15 protein-coding genes are annotated in these 19,388 nt (G+C 66.7%); 7 read left to right on the plus strand and 8 right to left on the minus strand.

All coding sequences use genetic code 11. From position 1 onward, the window contains the following. Positions 1 to 69: 69 nt before the first annotated feature. The 4 genes from WKW82_RS12360 to WKW82_RS12375 all read right to left on the minus strand — a co-directional run bounded on the left by WKW82_RS12360 (position 70) and on the right by WKW82_RS12375 (position 4,718). Complete coding sequence (locus WKW82_RS12360; RefSeq protein WP_340342583.1) at positions 70 to 1,596, minus strand: AMP-binding protein; 1,527 nt, start codon at positions 1,594 to 1,596, stop codon at positions 70 to 72. A 43-nt stretch (positions 1,597 to 1,639) separates the two neighbouring features. Then, entirely contained in the window at positions 1,640 to 3,079 is a 1,440-nt protein-coding gene (gene sauS / locus WKW82_RS12365) for an acylating sulfoacetaldehyde dehydrogenase (protein WP_340342584.1), read from the minus strand. Between the two features lie 191 nt (positions 3,080 to 3,270). Further along, entirely contained in the window at positions 3,271 to 4,257 is a 987-nt protein-coding gene (locus tag WKW82_RS12370) for a tripartite tricarboxylate transporter substrate binding protein (protein WP_340342585.1), read from the minus strand. A gap of 86 nt (positions 4,258 to 4,343) precedes the next feature. Then, entirely contained in the window at positions 4,344 to 4,718 is a 375-nt protein-coding gene (locus WKW82_RS12375) for a hypothetical protein (protein ID WP_340342586.1), read from the minus strand. 45 nt (positions 4,719 to 4,763) lie between these two features. Here WKW82_RS12375 and WKW82_RS12380 point away from each other — a divergent pair, with 45 nt between their 5' ends. After that, positions 4,764 to 4,967: a hypothetical protein gene (locus tag WKW82_RS12380; protein ID WP_340342587.1), complete on the plus strand. Its 204-nt coding sequence runs from the start codon at positions 4,764 to 4,766 to the stop codon at positions 4,965 to 4,967. A gap of 67 nt (positions 4,968 to 5,034) precedes the next feature. Beyond that, on the plus strand, positions 5,035 to 6,333 hold the full coding sequence (locus WKW82_RS12385) for an SGNH/GDSL hydrolase family protein (RefSeq protein WP_340342588.1): 1,299 nt from the start codon (positions 5,035 to 5,037) through the stop codon (positions 6,331 to 6,333). A gap of 204 nt (positions 6,334 to 6,537) precedes the next feature. Here WKW82_RS12385 and WKW82_RS12390 read toward each other — a convergent pair whose 3' ends face one another. The 3 genes from WKW82_RS12390 to WKW82_RS12400 all read right to left on the minus strand — a co-directional run bounded on the left by WKW82_RS12390 (position 6,538) and on the right by WKW82_RS12400 (position 10,431). After that, positions 6,538 to 8,247, minus strand: a complete 1,710-nt coding sequence (locus WKW82_RS12390; protein WP_340342589.1) for a cobaltochelatase CobT-related protein — start codon at positions 8,245 to 8,247, stop codon at positions 6,538 to 6,540. Between the two features lie 389 nt (positions 8,248 to 8,636). Further along, on the minus strand, positions 8,637 to 9,575 hold the full coding sequence (locus tag WKW82_RS12395) for an AAA family ATPase (protein WP_340342590.1): 939 nt from the start codon (positions 9,573 to 9,575) through the stop codon (positions 8,637 to 8,639). Positions 9,576 to 9,597: 22 nt separating this feature from the next. Then, a complete protein-coding gene (locus WKW82_RS12400) occupies positions 9,598 to 10,431 on the minus strand; it encodes an IclR family transcriptional regulator (RefSeq protein WP_422823464.1) in 834 nt (277 codons plus the stop codon). A gap of 174 nt (positions 10,432 to 10,605) precedes the next feature. Here WKW82_RS12400 and xsc point away from each other — a divergent pair, with 174 nt between their 5' ends. Further along, entirely contained in the window at positions 10,606 to 12,426 is a 1,821-nt protein-coding gene (gene xsc / locus WKW82_RS12405) for a sulfoacetaldehyde acetyltransferase (RefSeq protein ID WP_340342591.1), read from the plus strand. Here the strand turns inward: xsc and WKW82_RS12410 are convergent. Continuing rightward, on the minus strand, positions 12,417 to 13,385 hold the full coding sequence (locus WKW82_RS12410) for a LysR family transcriptional regulator (RefSeq protein WP_340342592.1): 969 nt from the start codon (positions 13,383 to 13,385) through the stop codon (positions 12,417 to 12,419). The genes xsc and WKW82_RS12410 overlap by 10 nt on opposite strands. 81 nt (positions 13,386 to 13,466) lie before the next feature. On the opposite strand from WKW82_RS12410, the gene WKW82_RS12415 reads away from it, so the two are divergent. The 4 genes from WKW82_RS12415 (at position 13,467) to tauA (ending at position 19,382) form a co-directional block, all read left to right on the plus strand. After that, the gene (locus WKW82_RS12415) at positions 13,467 to 16,406 is read left to right on the plus strand and encodes a molybdopterin oxidoreductase family protein (protein WP_340342835.1); all 2,940 of its coding nucleotides are present in this window, start codon (positions 13,467 to 13,469) and stop codon (positions 16,404 to 16,406) included. A 104-nt stretch (positions 16,407 to 16,510) separates the two neighbouring features. Then, complete coding sequence (locus WKW82_RS12420; RefSeq protein ID WP_340342593.1) at positions 16,511 to 17,251, plus strand: 4Fe-4S dicluster domain-containing protein; 741 nt, start codon at positions 16,511 to 16,513, stop codon at positions 17,249 to 17,251. Further along, complete coding sequence (locus WKW82_RS12425; RefSeq protein ID WP_340342594.1) at positions 17,248 to 18,171, plus strand: dimethyl sulfoxide reductase anchor subunit family protein; 924 nt, start codon at positions 17,248 to 17,250, stop codon at positions 18,169 to 18,171. The genes WKW82_RS12420 and WKW82_RS12425 overlap by 4 nt, the downstream gene beginning before the upstream one ends. 200 nt (positions 18,172 to 18,371) lie before the next feature. Then, positions 18,372 to 19,382 (plus strand): taurine ABC transporter substrate-binding protein, encoded by a 1,011-nt coding sequence (tauA, locus tag WKW82_RS12430; RefSeq protein ID WP_340342595.1) that lies wholly within the window; start codon positions 18,372 to 18,374, stop codon positions 19,380 to 19,382. Positions 19,383 to 19,388 lie beyond the last annotated feature (6 nt).

Raw genomic sequence — 19,388 nt, forward strand, 5'->3', positions numbered from 1 at the left:
CGGCTGGCGCCCTCGGTACGGAATCTTCACCCCTTCTTGCGCGGTGGCGTTCAGGGCGCAAAAGCGCGCTCAATTTTTTTTTGTGGATTCGAACAGCGGAGTGAGCTTGAGCCTCTGCACCTTGCCGGACGGTCCGCGGGGCAGGTCGTCGACGATGCGGAAATAGGCGGGTGTCTTGAAGCGGCCCAGCATCGATTCGCAGAAGCTGCGCAGCGCAGCCTCATCGACCGCGTGACCTTCACGCAGCACGACGCACACGCCGATCTGCTGGCCGTAGTGCTTGTCGGGCACGCCGACGGCGGCGGCCTCGCGCACGGCGGGATGCTGGATCAGGGCCTCGTCGATCTCGCGTGGCGCGATGTTCTCGCCGCCCTTGATGATGAGTTCCTTGATGCGTCCCGTGACGAAGAAGAAGCCGTCCGCATCGCGATGGCCAAGGTCGCCGGTGCGCAGCCAGCCATCGGGCGTGAAGCTGTCGCGGGTGGCCTGCTCGTTCTTGTAGTAGCCGCGCATGACGTTGGGGCCGCGGATGGCCAGTTCGCCGGTGGTGCCGTCGGGCACTTCGTGCAGGGACGCGTCGACCACGCGTGCCTCGCAACCCGACGCGCGGCCGACCGAGCCGAGCTTGCGTTGTTCCGGCGCCATCGGATTGGAGAAGGAGGGCGCCGCGGTCTCGGTGAGGCCCATGGTCTCGACAATGCCGATGCCGAACATGGACTCGAAGGCGCGGTGGTGCTCGGGTGGCAAGGCGGCGGAGGCGGAGCGGCAGAAGCGGATCGGGGCGGTCTGTGCGCGCGGCGGTGTTTCGCCTTCGAGCAGGTAGGAAATCATCGTCGGCACGACATTGATCCAGGTGCAATGCGTGCTCGCCGCCTGGTCCCAGAAACGGCCGGCCGAGAAGCGCGCCGGCATCGCGAGGCTGCCGCCATGTGCGAGCGGTGCGAGCATGGTCACGGCGAAGGCGTTGATGTGATAGAGCGGCAGGACGGCCAGCACGCGGTCGCTGTCTGAAAGCGCGTGTTCGAGGGTGATTGCATGTGCATTGGCCGCGAGGTTGGCCTGCGTCAGCATCACGCCCTTGGGTTGGCCGGTGGTGCCGGAGGTGTACATCAGCAGGGCCACTGCGCGGGGATCGGGTGCTGGGGCACGCTCCGCATGATCGGGTTCACCCGGCAGGGTCCTGTCATCGGGGTCGACCACGATCACGGCCACCTCGCGTCCGATGCCTTCGAGCATGGCGCGCACGCGTGCCTCCCATTCGGGCGCGACGCACACGATGCGGCAGTCGGAGTGCATCAGCACATAGCGCATCTGCTCGGGTTGCGAGACCAGGTTGACCGGGTTGACGCACAGGCCGCCATGCATCGCGCCGAGCAGCAGGCGAAGCGTCTGCAGGCCGTTGGGCATCACGATCGAGACCGCGTCGCCCGGCTGTGCGCCATGGCGTTGCAGCGCCGCGGCGACAGTGCGGCAGCCACGGGCCAGTTCGGCGTATGCGATGCGCCGGCCATCCTCGGCCGATACCGCGTACGTTGCCGATGGCTGGCGCTCGGCCTGCTGCTCGATCAGTTCATGGACTGTTCGCGCCGCGCTCATCTCAGTTTCTCCAGGATGTCGCACGCGCATTCGGGGGCCAGCGTCATTTGCCGTGCCGTGCGAAGTACGCGCCGAAGATGTCTTCCTCGCTCGGCACGTGCTCCGGAATCGGCCGCGAGATGCGCGTGATGTTGAGGTAGTGCCGGTAATTCATGTTGTCGGAGAAGTTGTTGCGGCCCCAGGTGCCGCAACCCATCGAGAGCGAGAAGGGCAGGCCGTTGTCGAAGCTGCCGCCAGTGGCGATGCAATGCGCCTGGTCGACGATGACGCGCGAGACAGGCAGGTGAAGGCCGAGCTGCAGGGCGCGCTCGGGCACGGCACTGTGCAGGCCGATCGAGTGGCCTGCGCCTTCGTAGGCGTAGATGCGGGCGACAGTGGCAGCGGCCTCGTCGAAATCGCGCGCCGCGTAGATGGCGAGCACCGGGCTCAGCTTCTCGCCGGAGAACGGATGCTCATGGCCTACGCCGTCCTCCGCGACCATGAGGATGCGCGGGTCGGTTTCGGCGATGGCCTGCCATCCCGCGCGGTTGGCGCCGTCGAGGGCGGCTGCGCGTTCGCAGATGGTGCGCGCCGACTGGCCGATGACGGCGGGCGAGAGCTTGCCTTCCGGCCACATCAGCGCCTGCAGCGTGGCCTTCTGCGTGGCCGCCAGCATGACGGCGCCGCGGTCCTTGAGGGCGGCCAGCATTTGCGCACGGACTGCGTCAACGATCACGAGGCTGTTCTCCGACGAGCAACTGGTCGCGTTGTCGAAGGTCTTGGAGCGCAGGATGCGATCGGCCCCTGCGTTCACGTCCACGGTCTCGTCCACGATGCCGGCCACGTTGCCCGCACCCACGCCGAAGGCCGGCGTGCCGCTCGCATAGGCCGCACGCACGTTGGCCTGCGAGCCGGTGGCCACGACCAAGTCGCACAGGCGCATCAGCTCCGCTGTCGATTGCTTGTTGATGGGCGCTGGCAACAGTTGCACCAGGTCGCGCGGCGCGCCGATGCGATCGAACTGCTCATGGATGAATTCGATGAGCCGCGCCGCCGTGGACCAGCCCTTGGGCGAGGGCGCGACGATCACCGCATTGCGCCCCTTGAGCGCATTGATGATCTTGTTGGCCGGCGTCGCGCCGGGGTTGGTCGATGGCGTGATGGCGCACACCACACCCACCGGCCGCGCGATCTCGACAATGCCCGTCGCCGGGTCTTCCGAGATCACGCCCACCGAGCGCGCGCCCTTGAGGTCGCGCAGCAGGCCGAAGGTCTTGCGGTGGTTCTTGCGCACCTTGTCCTCGACGTTGCCGACGCCGGTGTCGGCCACTGCCAGCTCGGCCAATTCACGGTTGCGTTGGGGCTCGATGATGGCCCAGCCTGCCGCGAGCACGGCCATGTCGACTTGCTCCTGCGACCAGGTTTCGTAGATGCGCTGTGCGGCGCGGGCGCGAGCCACGAGTTCGGCGATGGGGCCGGTTGCGGGAGAAGGAGATTCAGTCATACCAGTAAGTCAGATTCATGCAGTTCCTGGAGCATTGCGGCGTGGCCCGGCGTGGCACGACGCCAAAAAAGGGGTGAAGATTTCGTAGCGAGGGCGCCGAGGTCGGGTCGCGGAGCGGAACCGTACTCCAGTACGGTGAGCACCACAGACCCGAGATCGGTGTCCGCAGTAGAAAGATTCACCCCTTTTTTTCAGTCGACGGAGATGCGGGCCTCTTTGACCAACTTGTTCCAGCGCGCCAACTCCGTGTTGACCACCTTGCCAAGCGCCTCTGGCGATCCGCCGACACCTTCGCTGCCCTGGGCCAGCAGCTTGTCGCGAATCTCCGGCTCATGCACCACGGTGTCGATCACCTTGTTGAGCTTGTCGATGATCGGCCTGGGCGTCTTCGCCGGCACGAACACCGCGTACCAAGAGTCGACATCGAAATCGGGCACACCGGCTTCCTGCATGGTCGGCACGTCAGGGAAGGCGGCGCTGCGCCTGGTGGTCGACACGGCCAGTGCCTTGAGCTTGCCGGCCTTCACGAACTGCGCTGCCGCGGGGATCGACACCCACAGCAGCGGCACCTGCCCGCCCATCACGTCGGTCACGGCCGGACCGCCGCCGCGATAGGGGATGTGGGCCATCGCGACGTCGGTGCGCAGCTTGAACAGTTCGCCAGCCAGGTGCCCCGGCGAGCCATTGCCCACTGACGCGAAGGACAGCGTGCCCGGCTTTTCCCTGCCCAAGGCGATCAACTCAGCCACCGTGTTGGGCCGGAACTGCAGATTGGCCACGAGGATCTGCGGCAGCGAGGCGACCATGCCGACCGGCTCGAAGTCCTTCGCAGTGTCGAAGGCGAGCTTGGGGTAGATGGCCGGGTTGATGGTGTGCGACGACAGCGTGAACAACACCGTGTAGCCGTCGGGTGGCGACTTGGCGACGGCCTCGGTGCCGATGGAGCCGGCCGCACCGCCGCGGTTCTCGATGACCACGGGCTGGCCGAGCAGCGCCTGGAAGCGTTCCTGCACGATGCGCGCGATGACGTCGGTGCCGCCGCCGGGCGGGTAGGGGACGACGAGGCGGATCGCCTTGTTGGGGTAGTCGCCAGCGGACTGGGCCTGGGCACTGAGGCCGGCGCCAAGCGCCATGGCGGCAAGCAGGCCGATCCTGAGCAGGCGTGCAAAGCATTTCATTCTTCGTGTCTCCATCGAATAACAAGGTAAGCCGGCGTCGAACGCGCCCAGCCCGGGCGCAATGTTGCGCGACACATTCAATTGCGCTACCAGAGCTTCCACCAAGGCCGTTGGGCTGCAGGGGTGGGGGCTCCCAGGTATTCAATGGCCTGGACGCCGCCGCACAGCGGGCAGAAGGCGGTGAATGCCTCGAGCACGGCGTCCGCAGGCATGTTGGGAAAGGTAGCGCGCGCCAGGTCGGACGGGGCGTCGAACAACTCCGAGAAGCCGCATTGGGTGCACGCGCCGATCTTCCAGTTTCCTCTTTCCCGCATGTACTTGTCGGTCACCATGACCGCATGGCCCGTGGCCGGGTCCATGAGGAAGCGGATGACCTGGTCCTGTTGCACGGTCTTCAAGTGCGTTGGCGCATTGAGCACTCTTCCGGAGAACAGTGCGCCGTCGATGGACGTCAGGGTCACCCATACCGCTTCCGGCCCCAGTGGCGTGATTCGCGGGCCCCCATCGTGAACGACCACCTGGAGATCGTCAGGGTGGTCTGGATGAAGCTTGCCTTTGAGGTCGGGATGATTTCGCCAATGCATTCGGGTGGCCTCGCGATAGTCAGCATAGCCGTGCGTGCGCGCATGCGCCAGTTCGGCCTGGAGCGTTCGTTGCCGACCACGCCGATCGCAGGGCCAATGCCAGCGCTGCCGGCGCAATCGGCGTAGAACCTGCGCTCGCCGTGCATGCGCAGCCAAGCGGACGGCGACAGTCCATCGCAACGAGGAGAGCGCCATGAGATCCATCGTCCAAGCCCTTGCCGCGCTGAGCCGCGGCGCCACGCGCCGGCTGCCTGCGGCGGTCGACGGTCCCGGCCGGCCGCGGCGCATGTTGCTGGCCGCCGCGATGTCGATAGGCCTGTCCGGCGCGCTCGGCGTCTCAACGGCCTGGTCCGCGTGGAGCGACGAAACCTGGATCGCCACCTGGTCCGCCGGGCCGCATGCGGGCGACGACTTTGCCACCGGCTTCAAGCAGTTCAGTGCCCAGACCACGCTGCGGCAGATCGTGCGGGTCAGCAGCGGCGGCACCGCGGTGCGGGTGCGCTTGTCCAACGAATTCGGTAGCCAGCCGCTGGTGATCGGTGCTGCGCACGTCGGCCTGCGCAGTTCGGACATCGGCGTCGTCGCCGGGTCGGACCGGACCCTGACCTTCGGCGGGGCGAGTTCGGTCACTATCCCGGCCGGCGCGCCGGCCTTGAGCGACCCGGTGGTGCTCAATGTGCCGGCGCTGTCCGATCTCGCGGTCAGCCTGTATCTGCCCAATGCCACCACGGGCACGACCCGGCACTACTTCGGGCTGCAAACCAACTACCTGTCGCAGAACGGTGACTACACGGGGATGCTCATCCCGCCCAAGATGTCCACGGTGCAGTCGTATTTTTTCCTGACCGCGGTGGACGTGCTCCGGGTGAGCGGGGCGTCGGCCGTCGCCGTGCTCGGCGATTCCATCACCGACGGCTACCCCACCGCAGCCGACAGAAACCAACGCTGGACCAATGTGCTGGCGGAGCGGCTGCAGGCCGCGAACATCCCGGTGGGGGTGGCCAACACGGGCATTTCGGCCAACCGGGTGCTGCGCAATGTCACCGGCCCCAGCGCGCTGTCGCGCTTCGACCGCGACGTGCTGGCCCAGGCCGGGCTCAAGTACGTGATCGTGCTGCAGGGCATCAACGACATCGGCCTAGGGGCCTTGGCGTCCAGCGAGCCGGTGACGGCCAGCCAGCTCATCTCCGGCTACCGCCTGCTGATCGCACGCGCGCATCAGAAGGGGGTGCGCATCTTCGGCGCCACGCTGCCACCATTCGAGGGCGCGGGCTACTACTCGACGGAAGGCGAAGGTAAGCGCCAGGCGGTCAACAACTGGATCCGCACCAGCGGCGAGTACGACGGCGTGATCGACTTCGATCTGGCGCTTCGCGATCCCGCCCGCCCGTCCCGCCTGCGGGGGCTCTACGACAGTGGCGACCGCCTGCACCCCAACGAAGCCGGGTACCGCAAGATGGGCGAGTCGGTTCCGCTGCAGCTGTTCAATTAGGGGGTGGCCGTTCGCGTCGGCGGTGCTTAGGGAGGCTCTGAACAAGTCCCTCGCGGAGCGCGCATCCTCGGTTCGGGCGGTCTGCGGCGTTGCAAATCCTCGCCATGGCTTCGGCCATGGCTGTGGTTTGCGCCTTGCATCCCATCCCGAGCCGAGGCGCGCGCCCTCGCGGGGACTTGTTCAGAGCCTCCTTGGCGGGAAGCCTCAGCGCTGCAGTCTCGACATCAATCCCACGATCTCGCCGAACACCCGGTTGCCCGTCGATGCCACCAGGTCGATCACCTGGCTGTGGCGGTAGTACGGGCTCAGGTCCAGCCCGACGCCGATGGCGCCGATCTCCACTTGGCCCATCTGCTCGTGGCGCGACACCACGTCGCGCAGGTGGTGGTCGAGGTAGTGCGGGTCGTTGGCAAGCTGGGTGGCGCTGTCCATCGGCGAGCCGTCGGAGACCACGAGCAGCAGCTTGCGTTCTTCAGCGCGCTGCATCAGGCGGGTGCAGGCCCAGTCGACGGCCTCGCCATCGATGCCTTCGCGGAACAGGTCGGGCTTGAGCAGCGCGGCGATGGATGGGCGGGCGCGGCGCCATGGGGTGTCGGCGTTCTTGAAGACCAGGTGGCAGCGTTCGTTCAGGCGGCCTGGGTGATGCGGCTTGCCGGCGCGCTGCCAATCGCGTAGCGCACGGCCGCCGTTCCAGGCGCCGGTGGTGAAGCCGAGAATTTCGCTGGTCACGCCGGCCAGTTCGAGCGCGCGTGAGAACACGTCGACCAGCATTGCGACCGATTCGGCATGCGCCTTCATCGAGCCCGAGCAGTCGATGAGGAAGCTGAGCGCGCAGTCGGCCACGGGCTCGTGCCGCTCGCGGCGGAACACTCGGCGCTCGGTGGGCGAGGCGATGAGTTGCGCGAGGCGGCGGCCGTCGATGTGGCCTTCCTCCTGGCCGCCGTCCCAGCCGTCGCGCGCGGGTACGGCCAGCAACGCGCGCAACTCACGCGCGAGGCGCGCGATGTTGACGCCCTGGCCGGCGATGCGGCGGTCGAGTTGCTCGCGGTATTCCACGAGCACGGCCTTGCGCGCGAGCGATGCGGCCTCGTGCTCGCGGTCGTAGGCGGTGGTGAAGACGCGGTAGGCGCCGGCCGCGTCGTCCAGCACCTTGCTGCGGCCCGCATCGGCCGCGGCGACCGACTCCTCGAACTCGCGGTCCATTTCGGCGATGAGGCTGAACAGGTTGTGGCGCTTGTTGTCGGGGTCGCGGTCTTGTGGCTCGTCGCCTGCTTCATCCAGCATGCCACCGACGGTGCTTGCGATCGACAGCGCATGCACTGCATAGCCTGCTTGGTCGGCACGGTCACGGCGCAGGCCCGCCAGCGCATGGCCGATGCGCGGCGACAGCGCGAAGCGCGTGGCCTCCAGCATGTCCTCGGTTTCTTCCAGCACCTGTTCACCATGCACCCGAGCGCGGCAGACCTGCGCGACGGTGTAGAGCAGCAGGCCCTTGGCCGTGTCGGTCATGCCGGAATGGTGGAAGGCCCGCGACCATTGGTCGTGCCGGTGCCGCAGGTTGCGCGCCATGCCGGGCATCGATGCGGGCACCATTGCCTCGCAGCGGAACTGCTCCAGCATGTCGAAGATGAAGCGCTCGACGGCGGCCTCCGGCTTCAGGCGCGCATGCAGCTCGGCATCGGAGGCGGTGAGGCGCAACGCGATGCCGTCGGCTGCGCCGCGGAAAGAATCGAAGTCATCGGTGTCGGGCGAGGGGTGCAGGTGTGGCGCGAACCACGGCAGCGGCGCGTTGCCGCGATGCAGGCGGCGCCCCCGGAAGTGCAGGTCGCGCTCGCCGCTTTCTGCACGGATCACCGCGGCGCAGAGTTCGAGGGCACGCTGCTCTTGGCGGATGCGCTGTTGCAGGTCGCTCATGTCAGCCGTTCATTGCGCTGCGTAGTCCGAGAGAGAGGGGTAGCGAGCGAGGGGCGCGTGCCGAGGCCACTGGGTATCTCCCTCCGCGAATGTCCCCCGCCTTCGGCTCCTCCTTTATTTCGCTGCGGGAGACACCCAGCGCCCTCGGCACGTGGAACCGCCCGTTGCGCCAGCGGTTCAAACGCAGCGCGTCCTGATCGCGTCGATGGTGTGCTCCACGCAGCGAAATAAAGGAGGAGCCGGCAGCCGCAGGCTGACGGCGGGGGACATTCGCGGCGTGGAGTACACCGTCGGCGTGATCTCGCCCCGGCCCGTGCATTTCGGCCGGTGGCAAGGCTCGCGAGCGTCGCCCTTGGTTCGTCATCTCAAGGCAAGATCCTTGGCGAGCATTACGGGAAACAACGCTGGAAATACTCGGCCACCAACGGGCGCTCCGCCTCATCGCACTTGTTGACGAACGAGAGCCTGAACGCCACCGCCGGGTCCTTGAAGATCTCGACGTTCTCCGCCCACGTGATGACGGTGCGCGGCGACATCAGCGTCGACAGGTCGCCCGCCGCGAAGCCCTTGCGCGTGAGGTCGGCCACGGCCACCATCCGCGCGACCATCGCGTGCCCCTCATCGTTCGCCAGCGAGGGCACGCGCGCCTGCACGATGGCGATCTCTTCCTCGTGCGGCAGGTAGTCGAGCGAAGCGACGATGTTCCACCGATCGATCTGCGCATGGTTGAGCCGCTGCGCACCGTGGTACAGGCCATTGAGGTTGCCCAGCCCGACCGTGTTGGCCGTCGCGAACAGCCGGAAGTACGGATGCGGACGCAACACGCGGTTCTGGTCCATCAGCGTGAACTGGCCGTCGCGTTCCAGGATGCGCTGGATCACGAACATCACGTCGGGCCGGCCGGCGTCGTATTCGTCGAAGATCAACGCCACCGGCCGTTGCAAGGACCACGGCACGATGCCTTCCTGGAATTCGGTCACCTGCTGGCCATCGCGCAGCACCACGGCATCCTTGCCGACCAGGTCGAGCCGGCTGATGTGGCCGTCGAGATTCAGGCGCACGCAGGGCCAGTTCAGGCGCGCGGCCACCTGCTCGATGTGGGTCGACTTGCCGGTGCCGTGCAGCCCCTGCACCATCACGCGCCGGTCGCGCATGAAGCCGGCGAGGATGGCCAACGTCACGTCGGGGTTGAAGCGGTAGACGGCGTCGATCTCGGGGACGTGCTCGTCGCGCTCGCTGAAGGCGGGCACCTTCAGGTCGGTGTCGATGCCGAAGGTGTCGCGCACGCTCAGCAGGCGGTCGGGGAGGAGGGCGGCGGTGTCGGTCACGGCGGGTGTTTCCATGAGGGCGTCACGCGCGGGCGCGTGTGTCGGGGTCGCTGTCCATGCCCAGGCGGCTCAAGGCGAGTGCGGCGCGTCGCAGGGCTGGCAACAGTTTCCTGGCCTTGGCCATGTCGAGCCGCATCACGGGCGCCTGCACCGCGAGGCAGAGGTTCGACGGGCCCAATGGATTGGGCACCAGCGCGGCGATGCAGAGCAGGCCGGGCAGGAACTCCTCGTTGTCGAAGGCATGGCCGTCTTTCTGCACCTTTTCGATCTCGGCCTCGATCTGTTCGAGGTCGGTCAGTGTCTGCGGGGTGTAGGCCTCCAGCGGCACGTTGGCCAGCAGGCGGTGGCGCTGGGCTGCCGTCATCTGCGCCAGGAACACCTTCCCGCTGGCCGAGCAATGCACCGGCACGCGCGAACCGGGGTGCAGGTAGAAGCGCAGCGGCGCCGCGGTCTCGACGCGATCAAGGTACACCACTTCGCCGCCCGAAAGCGCCGTGAGATTGCAGCTTTCGCCGACTTCCTCGACCAGCCGTCGCAGCACCGCGTGGCGCGCACCGTGCAAGCTGTCGTTCATGAGCAGGTTCTCGGCCAGGCGGCGCAGGCGCGTGCCCATGCCGTAGTGGCGGCCATCACCCTCGCGCTGGAGCAGGCCTGCGCCTTCGAGTTGTTGAAGCATGCGGTGAAGCGTAGGCTTTGGCAGTCCCATCTCTTCGACGAGGCCCTGCAGCGAGTAGCGCTGGTCCTTGGCCGCGATGGTTTCGAGCAGCGCGAAGAGGCGCATCGCGGGCGTGTCGGCAGCGCTGTCCACCGCGATCTCGACCTTTGGCTCGGCCTTCTGGCCCTTGACGATCTTCATGGGGCGCGATCATAGTCTTTTGCAAAAAATAGTACATGGTGTTCCGGAAATTGAAATTCGTTTGACGCCGAACCGGCGCGCACCTATATTCGGCGCCGTGTGAATCCGGAACCGTGCGTTCCATCTTTTCGTGATGCCGCCCCTCGGCCAACCCGCCCTCCAGGAGACTTCCCCATGACCAAGCAACCCCCCGCGAACGTACGCACCGCCGTCACCGGCGTGCAGAAGATGACCCCTTCGGAAGCCTTCGTCGAGACCATGGTGGCCAACGGCGTGACCGACATGTTCGGCATCATGGGCTCGGCCTTCATGGACGCGATGGACATCTTCGCGCCGGCTGGCATCCGCCTGATCCCGGTGGTGCATGAGCAGGGCGGCGCCCACATGGCCGACGGCTATGCGCGCGTATCGGGCCGCCACGGCGTGGTGATCGGCCAGAACGGCCCCGGCATCAGCAACTGCGTGACCGCCGTCGCGGCGGCGTACTGGGCGCACAGCCCGGTCGTCATCGTCACGCCGGAGACCGGCACCATGGGCATGGGCCTCGGTGGCTTCCAGGAGGCCAACCAGTTGCCGATGTTCCAGGAGTTCACCAAGTACCAGGGCCACGTCAACAACCCCAAGCGCATGGCCGAATACACCGCGCGCTGCTTCGACCGCGCCATCTCCGAGATGGGACCGACGCAACTCAATATCCCGCGCGACTACTTCTACGGCGAAGTCACCTGCGAGATCCCCAAGCCGATGCGCGTGGAACGCAGCGCCGGCGGCGAGAACAGCCTGGCGGCCGCCGCCGAATTGCTGGCCTCGGCCAAGTTCCCGGTGATCCTCTCGGGCGGCGGCGTGGTGATGGGCGATGCGGTGGAAGAGTGCAAGGCCCTGGCCGAGCGCCTCGGCGCGCCGGTGTGCAACGGCTACCTTCGCAACGACTCCTTCCCGGCGAGCCATCCGCTGTGGGCCGGCCCGCTGGGCTACCAGGGTTCCAAGGCCGCGATGAAGCTGATCTCGCAGGCCGACGTGGTGATTGCGCTGGGCTCGCGCATGGGCCCCTTCGGCACGCTGCCGCAGCACGGCATGGACTACTGGCCGAAGGACGCGAAGATCATCCAGGTCGAAGCCGACCACACCAACCTGGGCCTGGTGAAGAAGATCACCGTCGGCATCCACGGCGATGCCAAGGCCACGGCCAAGGAACTGCTCAAGCGCCTGGACGGCAAGACGCTGGCCTGCGACGCGACCAAGGCCGCGCGTGCCGAGACCATCAAGTCCGAGAAGGCTGCGTGGGAAAAGGAACTCGACGAGTGGACACATGAGCGCGATCAGTTCAGCCTCGACGCGATTGAAGAAGCCAAGGGCGAGAAGACGCCGACCGGTGGCACTTACCTGCATCCGCGCCAGGTGTTGCGTGAACTGGAAAAGGCCATGCCGCCGCGCGTGATGGTCTCGACCGACATCGGCAACATCAACGCCATCGCCAACAGTTATTTGCGCTTCGACGAAGCGCGCAGCTTCTTCGCGCCGATGAGCTTCGGCAACTGCGGCTACTCGCTGCCGACCATGATCGGCGCCAAGTGCGCCGCGCCGGACCGCCCGGCCGTGGCCTATGCCGGCGACGGCGCCTGGGGCATGAGCATGGTCGAGATCATGACCGCCGTGCGGCACGACATCCCGGTGACGGCGGTGGTCTTCCACAACCGGCAGTGGGGCGCGGAGAAGAAGAACCAGGTGGACTTCTACAACCGCCGCTTCGTCGCAGGCGAACTGGAGAGCGAGAGCTTTGCGGGCATCGCGAAGGCGATGGGCGCGGAGGGCATCGTGGTGGACAAACTGGAGGATGTCGGTCCGGCGCTGAAGAAGGCGATCGACATGCAGATGAACGAGGGCAAGACCTGCGTGATCGAGATCATGTGCACGCGGGAGCTGGGCGATCCGTTCCGGCGTGATGCGCTGTCCAAGCCAGTTCGCTTCCTCGACAAGTACAAGGACTACGTGTGAATCGCCGGCCCGCGCCGATCAGCGCGGGCTTTTGTGCGAGCCCCTCGCGGCGCCGCGGCGCTGCAATGCGCCAAGAACTCCGTTGTCGCACGCCCCAGCCGCTTCTCCCGGTGCAGCACGATCGACAGCTTGCGCGCCGCTTTGGGCAGCCGGGTGCGCAGCTCGACCAGTCGCCCATCGCTCAGGCTTTGCGCCAATGCGAAGCGTGACAGGCAGCCCAGCCCGTCACCCGCAGCGACCACGCGCTTGATCGCCTCGCTGCTGCCGAGTTCGAAGCCGACGCGCACCTGCTCCAGGTTCTGCATCAGCCAGAAGTCGGTGGCGAGCCGCGTGCCGGAGCCATGCTCGCGCACCACCCAGGTCGCCTCCGAAAGCTGCGCGGGCGTGGCGATGCGACGGGCCAGCGGATGGTTCGGCGCAGCGAAGATCACCAGCTCGTCGTTGAGCCAGGGATGCACCACCAGGTCGGAATGCGTCTGCGGCCCCTCGATGAAACCGACGTCCACGTCGAAGCCAGCCACCGCCTCGGAGACCTGGAAGGTGTTCATGATGCGAAGGTGCACCTGGCTGCGGGGATGCAGCCGCGTCCACTGGGCGACCAGGTCGGGCAGCAGGTATTCGCCGATGGTGAAGCTGGCCGCCACGCGCAAGGGCGCCGCATGCTCGGCACTGAAAAGCGACTGCAACTCGGCTGCCTGCTCGATCAGCGCCTGCGCCTTGGGCAACAGGGCGCGGCCGTTCTCGTTGAGGACCAGGCGGCGGCCGATGCGATCGAACAACTCGGCACCCAGGGCCGTCTCCAGTTCCGCCAGCGCGGTGCTCGCCGCCGACTGCGAACGCGACACGCGATCCGCCGCCGCCCGCGTGCTGCCACCACGCGCCGTGGCCACGAACACCTCGACCTGCCGCAGGTTCAGGCGCAGGCGGCGGAAATCCTGCTGATTCGATTTTTCGATCATTCTGAACAATATTCTCCGCTTTTTCCTTTGAGCGGCTTTGCCTACGATCGTGCGCACCCACGCAACGACAAGAGGCCGAACCTGTTCAATTTCCTCTCCCGCGAGCCGCTGCACGATCCGCTGGCTTCCCCCACGCCGACCGCGGAATGCGAGGTCAAGACCACCACCTGCTACATGTGCGCCTGCCGCTGCGGCATCCGCGTGCACCTGCGCGAAGGCGAGCACGGGCCCGAGGTGCGCTACATCGACGGCAACCCGGAACACCCGCTCAACAAGGGCGTGATCTGCGCCAAGGGTTCGTCGGGGATCATGAAGCAGGTCTCGCCGGCGCGGCTCACGCGGCCACTGCTGCGCAAGCAAGGCAGCGAACGCGGGGCAGGGGAGTTCGAACCGATCAGCTGGGAACGCGCCTACGAGATCCTCACCGAACGCCTCGGCAAGATCCGCGCGACCGACCCCAAGAAGTTCGCGCTCTTCACCGGCCGTGACCAGATGCAGGCGCTCACCGGCCTGTTCGCGCGCCAGTTCGGCACGCCCAACTACGCGGCGCATGGCGGCTTCTGCTCGGTCAACATGGCCGCCGGAATGATCTACACGGTGGGCGGCAGCTTCTGGGAATTCGGCGGGCCGGACCTGGACCGCGCGAAGCTGTTCGTGATGATCGGCACGGCGGAGGACCATCACAGCAACCCGATGAAGATCGCGTTGTCGAAGTTCAAGCGGGAGGGCGGCCGCTTCATCTCGATCAACCCGGTGCGAACCGGCTACTCCGCCATCGCCGACGAATGGATTCCGATCAAGCCGGGCACCGACGGCGCGCTGTTCATGGCGCTGCTGCATGAACTGATCACCCACAACCTGATCGACCATGCCTTCCTCAAGCGCATCACCAATGCGCCGCAACTGGTGGTGCTGGACGATGGCGAGCGCGAGGGCCTGTTCGCCTTCGACCCCCAACGCGGCCCGCCGGGTGATGGCCGCAATCCGCACAACAAGCTGGTCTGGGACAGGAGTGACAACTCGGTGAAGCCGGCCTATCCGGAGGGCATTGGCGAATGGTGCGACCCGGCCCTTGAAGGGCATTACACGCTGGCCGATGGCACGCACGTCGCGCCATCCTTCCAGTTGCTGCGCGACCGCGTGGCGAGCTGCACGCCGGAGTGGGCCTCGGCCATAACCGGCATCGATGCCGACCGTATCCGCAAGCTGGCGCGCGAGATGGGCGAGACGGCCTTGCAGCAGGCCTTCGAACTGCCGATCCCGTGGACCGACGCCTGGGGCAAGCAACACCCAACCACACAGGCGCGGCCCGTGGCCTTCCACGCGATGCGTGGCTTGGCGGCGCATTCGAACGGCTTCCAGACGGTGCGTGCGCTGGCCGTGCTGATGAGCGTGCTGGGCACCATCGATGCACCTGGCGGCTTTCGCCACAAGGCGCCGTATCCGCGCCACATCGTGCCGAACTACCGCGCCTTCAACTCGCCCGAGATGATCCAGCCGAACACGCCGCTCAACGCCGCGCCGCTGGGCTTCCCAGCGAGCCCGGACGAGCTGGCCATCAACCCCGACGGCTCGCCGATCCGCATCGACCATGCCTTCTCCTGGGAGCATCCGCTGTCCGCCCACGGCCTGATGCACAACGTCATCACCAACGCGGTGAAAGGCGACCCGTACCGCATCGACACGCTGATGATCTTCATGGCCAACATGGCCTGGAACTCCAGCATGAACACCATGGGCGTGCGCGAGATGCTCAACCGCAAGGACGAGAAGGGCGAGCACATGATCCCCTTCCTCGTCGTGTGCGATGCCTTCCAGAGCGAGACCGTCGCCTTCGCCGACCTGGTCCTGCCCGACACCACCTACCTGGAGCGGCACGACGTGATGGGCATGCTCGACCGGCCGATCAGCGAGTTCGACGGGCCGGTCGATTCCGTGCGCATTCCAGTGGTGCCGCCGACGGGCGAATGCAAGCCTTTCCAGGAGGTGCTGATCGAACTGGCCTCGCGCCTCCGATTCCCCGCCTTCACCACGCCGGAGGGTGGGCGCAAGTTCAGTGGCTACACGGACTTCATCGTCAACTTCCAGCCGCAACCGGGTATCGGATTCCTCATGGGCTGGCGCGGCAAGGACGGCACGGAGCACCTCAAGGGCGAGCCCAATCCGAAGCAGTGGGACTTCTATGCGCAGAACAACTGCGTGTTCCAGTACCACATGCCCGAGTCCATGCACTACATGCGCAACTGGAACCGCGCGTACCTGGACTTCGCGAAGGACAAGGGCTGGCGCCAGCGCAACGATCCGGTGCAGCTTGCCCTGTACTCCGACACGCTGCAGACCTTCCGCCTGGCCGCGCAAGGCAAGACCCAAGGCCGTCAGCCGCCGGACGAACTGCGCGAGCGCATCGACATGTACTTCGATCCGTTGCCCTTCTGGTATCCGCCGCTCGAAGACGACGTGACCGACCGCGCGGCCTATCCGCTCAACGCGATCACGCAACGGCCGATGGCGATGTACCACTCCTGGGATTCGCAGAACGCCTGGCTGCGGCAGATCCACAGCCACAACTACCTGCACGTGAATCCGCTGACCGCCAAGGCGGCCGGCATCGAGGACGGCGGCTGGTGCTGGGTCGAGAGCCAGTGGGGCAAGGTGCGCTGCATGCTGCGCTACAGCGAGACGGTGGAGCCCGGCACCGTCTGGACGTGGAACGCGATCGGCAAGGCGGATGGGGCGTGGCAACTCGCGCCCGGTGCGGACGAGGCGCGCAAGGGCTTCCTGCTGAACCACCTGATCACCGAGGAACTGCCGTTCGCCAATGCGCATGGCGGCAAGACGATCAGCAACTCCGATCCGGTCACGGGGCAGGCCGGTTGGTACGACGTGCGAGTGCGTATTCGTCCCGCGGACCCGGAAGAACCGATGGAGAGCTTTCCGCAGATGAAGACGATGCCTGCGGCACCCGGCGTCGTCGGCAAAGCCGCGAGTGTATTGACGTACTTTGCCGGGAGGCGCAAATGATCCAGTGGTTGAAGGACTTGCTTTCACTCCCTCTCCCGCCAGCGGGAGAGGGCCGGGGTGAGGGCGACGGCGTTGGAACGGCCGCAGTCGCCATGAAAGGCCCCATGCCCTCACCCCAACCCTCTCCCGCGCGCGGGAGAGGGAGTGAAGTCCGCTGGGAGCCGGGCGATACGCTGGCCAAGCAACTCGCCCTCGTCATCGACCTCAACGTCTGCGTCGGCTGCCACGCCTGCGTCACCTCCTGCAAGCAGTGGAACACCTCCGGCAGCGCCGGCGCGCTGGCCGACCTCAACCCCTACGGCGCCGATCCCACCGGGACCTTCTTCAACCGCGTGCAGACCTACGAGGCCGGCGCGTACCCCCTGACTGAAACCATCCACTTCCCCAAGAGCTGCCTGCACTGCGAAGACCCGCCTTGCGTCCCGGTGTGCCCCACGGGCGCCAGCTACAAGCGCAAGGAAGACGGCATCGTGCTGGTCGACTACGACAAGTGCATCGGCTGCAAGTACTGCGCCTGGGCCTGTCCTTACGGTGCGCGCGAACTCGACGAGGAGCGGCAGGTGATGACCAAGTGCACGCTCTGCGTCGACCGCATCTACGACGAGAAGCTGCCGAAAGAGGACCGCAAGCCCGCCTGCGTCAAGGCCTGCCCGACCGGCGCGCGGATCTTCGGCGATGTGAAGGACCCGAACTCCGAGGCGTCGAAGGCCATCCGCGAGCGCGGCGGCTACGCGCTCATGCCTGAGTGGGAAACCAGCCCGGCCAACCAGTACCTGCCGCGGCGCGTGACCGAGGCGGTTGGCGATGCGTCGAAGGTGCAACCCACGATCGGAGGCCAGGCATGAACCCGGCGTTTTCGGTCGTCATCTTCACGACCATCGCTGGCGCGGCGCAGGGCCTGGTGGTGGCGCTGGCCCTCGCAAGGCTGGCCGGCGTGGCGGTGGCGCCGTCGTTCATGAGCGATGCGCTGATCGTCGCGGAAGCGATGCTGCTCGTGGGCCTCGGCGCCTCCTTCGCCCACCTCGGCCGGCCCGAGCGCGCCTGGCGTGCGGTGCTGATGTGGCGCACCTCCTGGCTGTCTCGCGAAGTGATCGTGCTGCCGGCGTTCATCGTCGTGGTCGGGCTGTGGTGGCTGGCGTTGCGCGCCGGCAATGATGGCGTGCTGCTGCCGCTCGTCGCCGTCGCATGTGCCGCGCTGCTCTGGTACTGCACCGCGATGATCTACGCCTGCCTGCGCTTCATCCAGGAGTGGGCGCAGCCGCTGACGCTCGTCAACTTCACGCTCACCGGCTTGTCGTCCGGCCTGATCCTGTCGAGCGCGCTCGCCGCAATGCTCGATCAGCCGCACGTCCTCGCTGCGACCGGCCCCGCCGCGCTGGCCGTGACCGTTGCCGCATGGATCACCCGCACCCTCGCGCTGCGCCGCAATGCCGCGCTCAGGCCCAAGTCCACGCTGCAATCGGCCACCGGCATCCGCGCGAGCAAGCTGGTGCAGAAATCGATGGGCATGTCGGCCGGCTCGTTCAACACGCGCGAGTTCTTCCACAAGGCCGGACAGGCGGCGCTGAAGAAGGTCAGGCTGGCGTTGATCGTGCTGGGCTTCGCGCTGCCGACGGTGCTGATGCTGTGGGGTGTGGCCACGGCGTCAGGGGCGGCCTTCGTCCTTGCGCTGCTGGTGCAGGTGCCGGGCCTGTTCGCGGACCGCTGGTTCTTCTTCGCGCAGGCCAGGCACCCGCAGAACCTGTACTACCAAGTCGTGTCGTAAGCCGCGCCGACGCGCAAAACGTGTCATGCTTTCGTTTGCCCTTCGTGTCGCACGGTGCGGCCCGCACCTGTTGCGTGCGGCATGCACCAACTGCAAGGGTAAGTCCCCATCGGCTGGCTCCATTGCCCGAACGGCGCTGGCACTTTGTGGCCGCCGTCGATGGGAGCAAAGTGCTTCGGTCCATTCACAGGAGTTTTCAGATGAACATGTCACGTCGCCTCACCCTGCAACTCTCGACGCTGGCGGCCGCCTGCATCGTGAGCGGCGGCGCCTTCGCACAGGCCAAGGAAGTCACCTTCGCCCACCAGGACATGCTGGTGCCGCTGCGCCTGGTGATGGAGTCCGGCGAGGTCGAGAAGGCCACCGGCTACAAGATCAACTGGCGCATGTTCAACGGTGGCGGCGACGTGATCCGCGCGATGGCCTCGGGTGACGTGCAGATGGGCGAGACCGGCTCCAGCCCGTTGACGGCCGCGGCCAGCCAGGGCCAGGACATCAAGCTGTTCTGGATCTCGGCCGACATTGCCGACGCAGAAGCCCTGGTCGCCCGCAACGGCTCCAACATCAGCAGCATGAAGGACCTGCAAGGCAAGAAGGTCGCCACGCCCTTCGTGTCGACCGCGCACTACCAGCTCATGGCCGGCATGAAGATGGACGGCGTCGATGCCAAGAGCGTCAACGTCATGAACATGCGCCCGCCCGAGATCGCCGCCGCCTGGGAGCGCGGCGACATCGACGCGACCTTCATCTGGGATCCGGTGCTGTCGAAGATCAAGGGCAACGGCAAGGTCATCGCCACCTCCGGCAGCATCGGCAAGAAGGGCGCGCCGACCTTCGAGGGCATCGTCGTCAATGCCAAGTGGGCCGAGGCCAACGAGCCCTTCATGATCGCCTTCGTCAAGGCGCTGAACCGAGCGAACGAGGAATACAAGGCCACCGGCAAGACCTGGACGGCCGACTCCGCGCAGACCAAGGCCATGGCCAAGTGGACCAAGGCCAACCCGGCCGACGTCGGTCCCGCTATGGCGCTCTACACCTTCCCGACCTATGCCGAGCAACTGTCACCGACCTGGCTTGGCGGCGGCGCGGCCAAGGCCATGGCGAACACTGCTGCCTTCTTGAAGGAGCAGGGCCGCGTACAGGAGGTCAAGCCCGACTACAGCGCCTTCGTGACCACGACCTACGTGCAGAAGGCGATGGCCGCCAAGTAGGCTTTC

It is taken from the genome of Variovorax rhizosphaerae (assembly GCF_037889975.1).
Classification (GTDB): domain Bacteria; phylum Pseudomonadota; class Gammaproteobacteria; order Burkholderiales; family Burkholderiaceae_C; genus Variovorax; species Variovorax rhizosphaerae.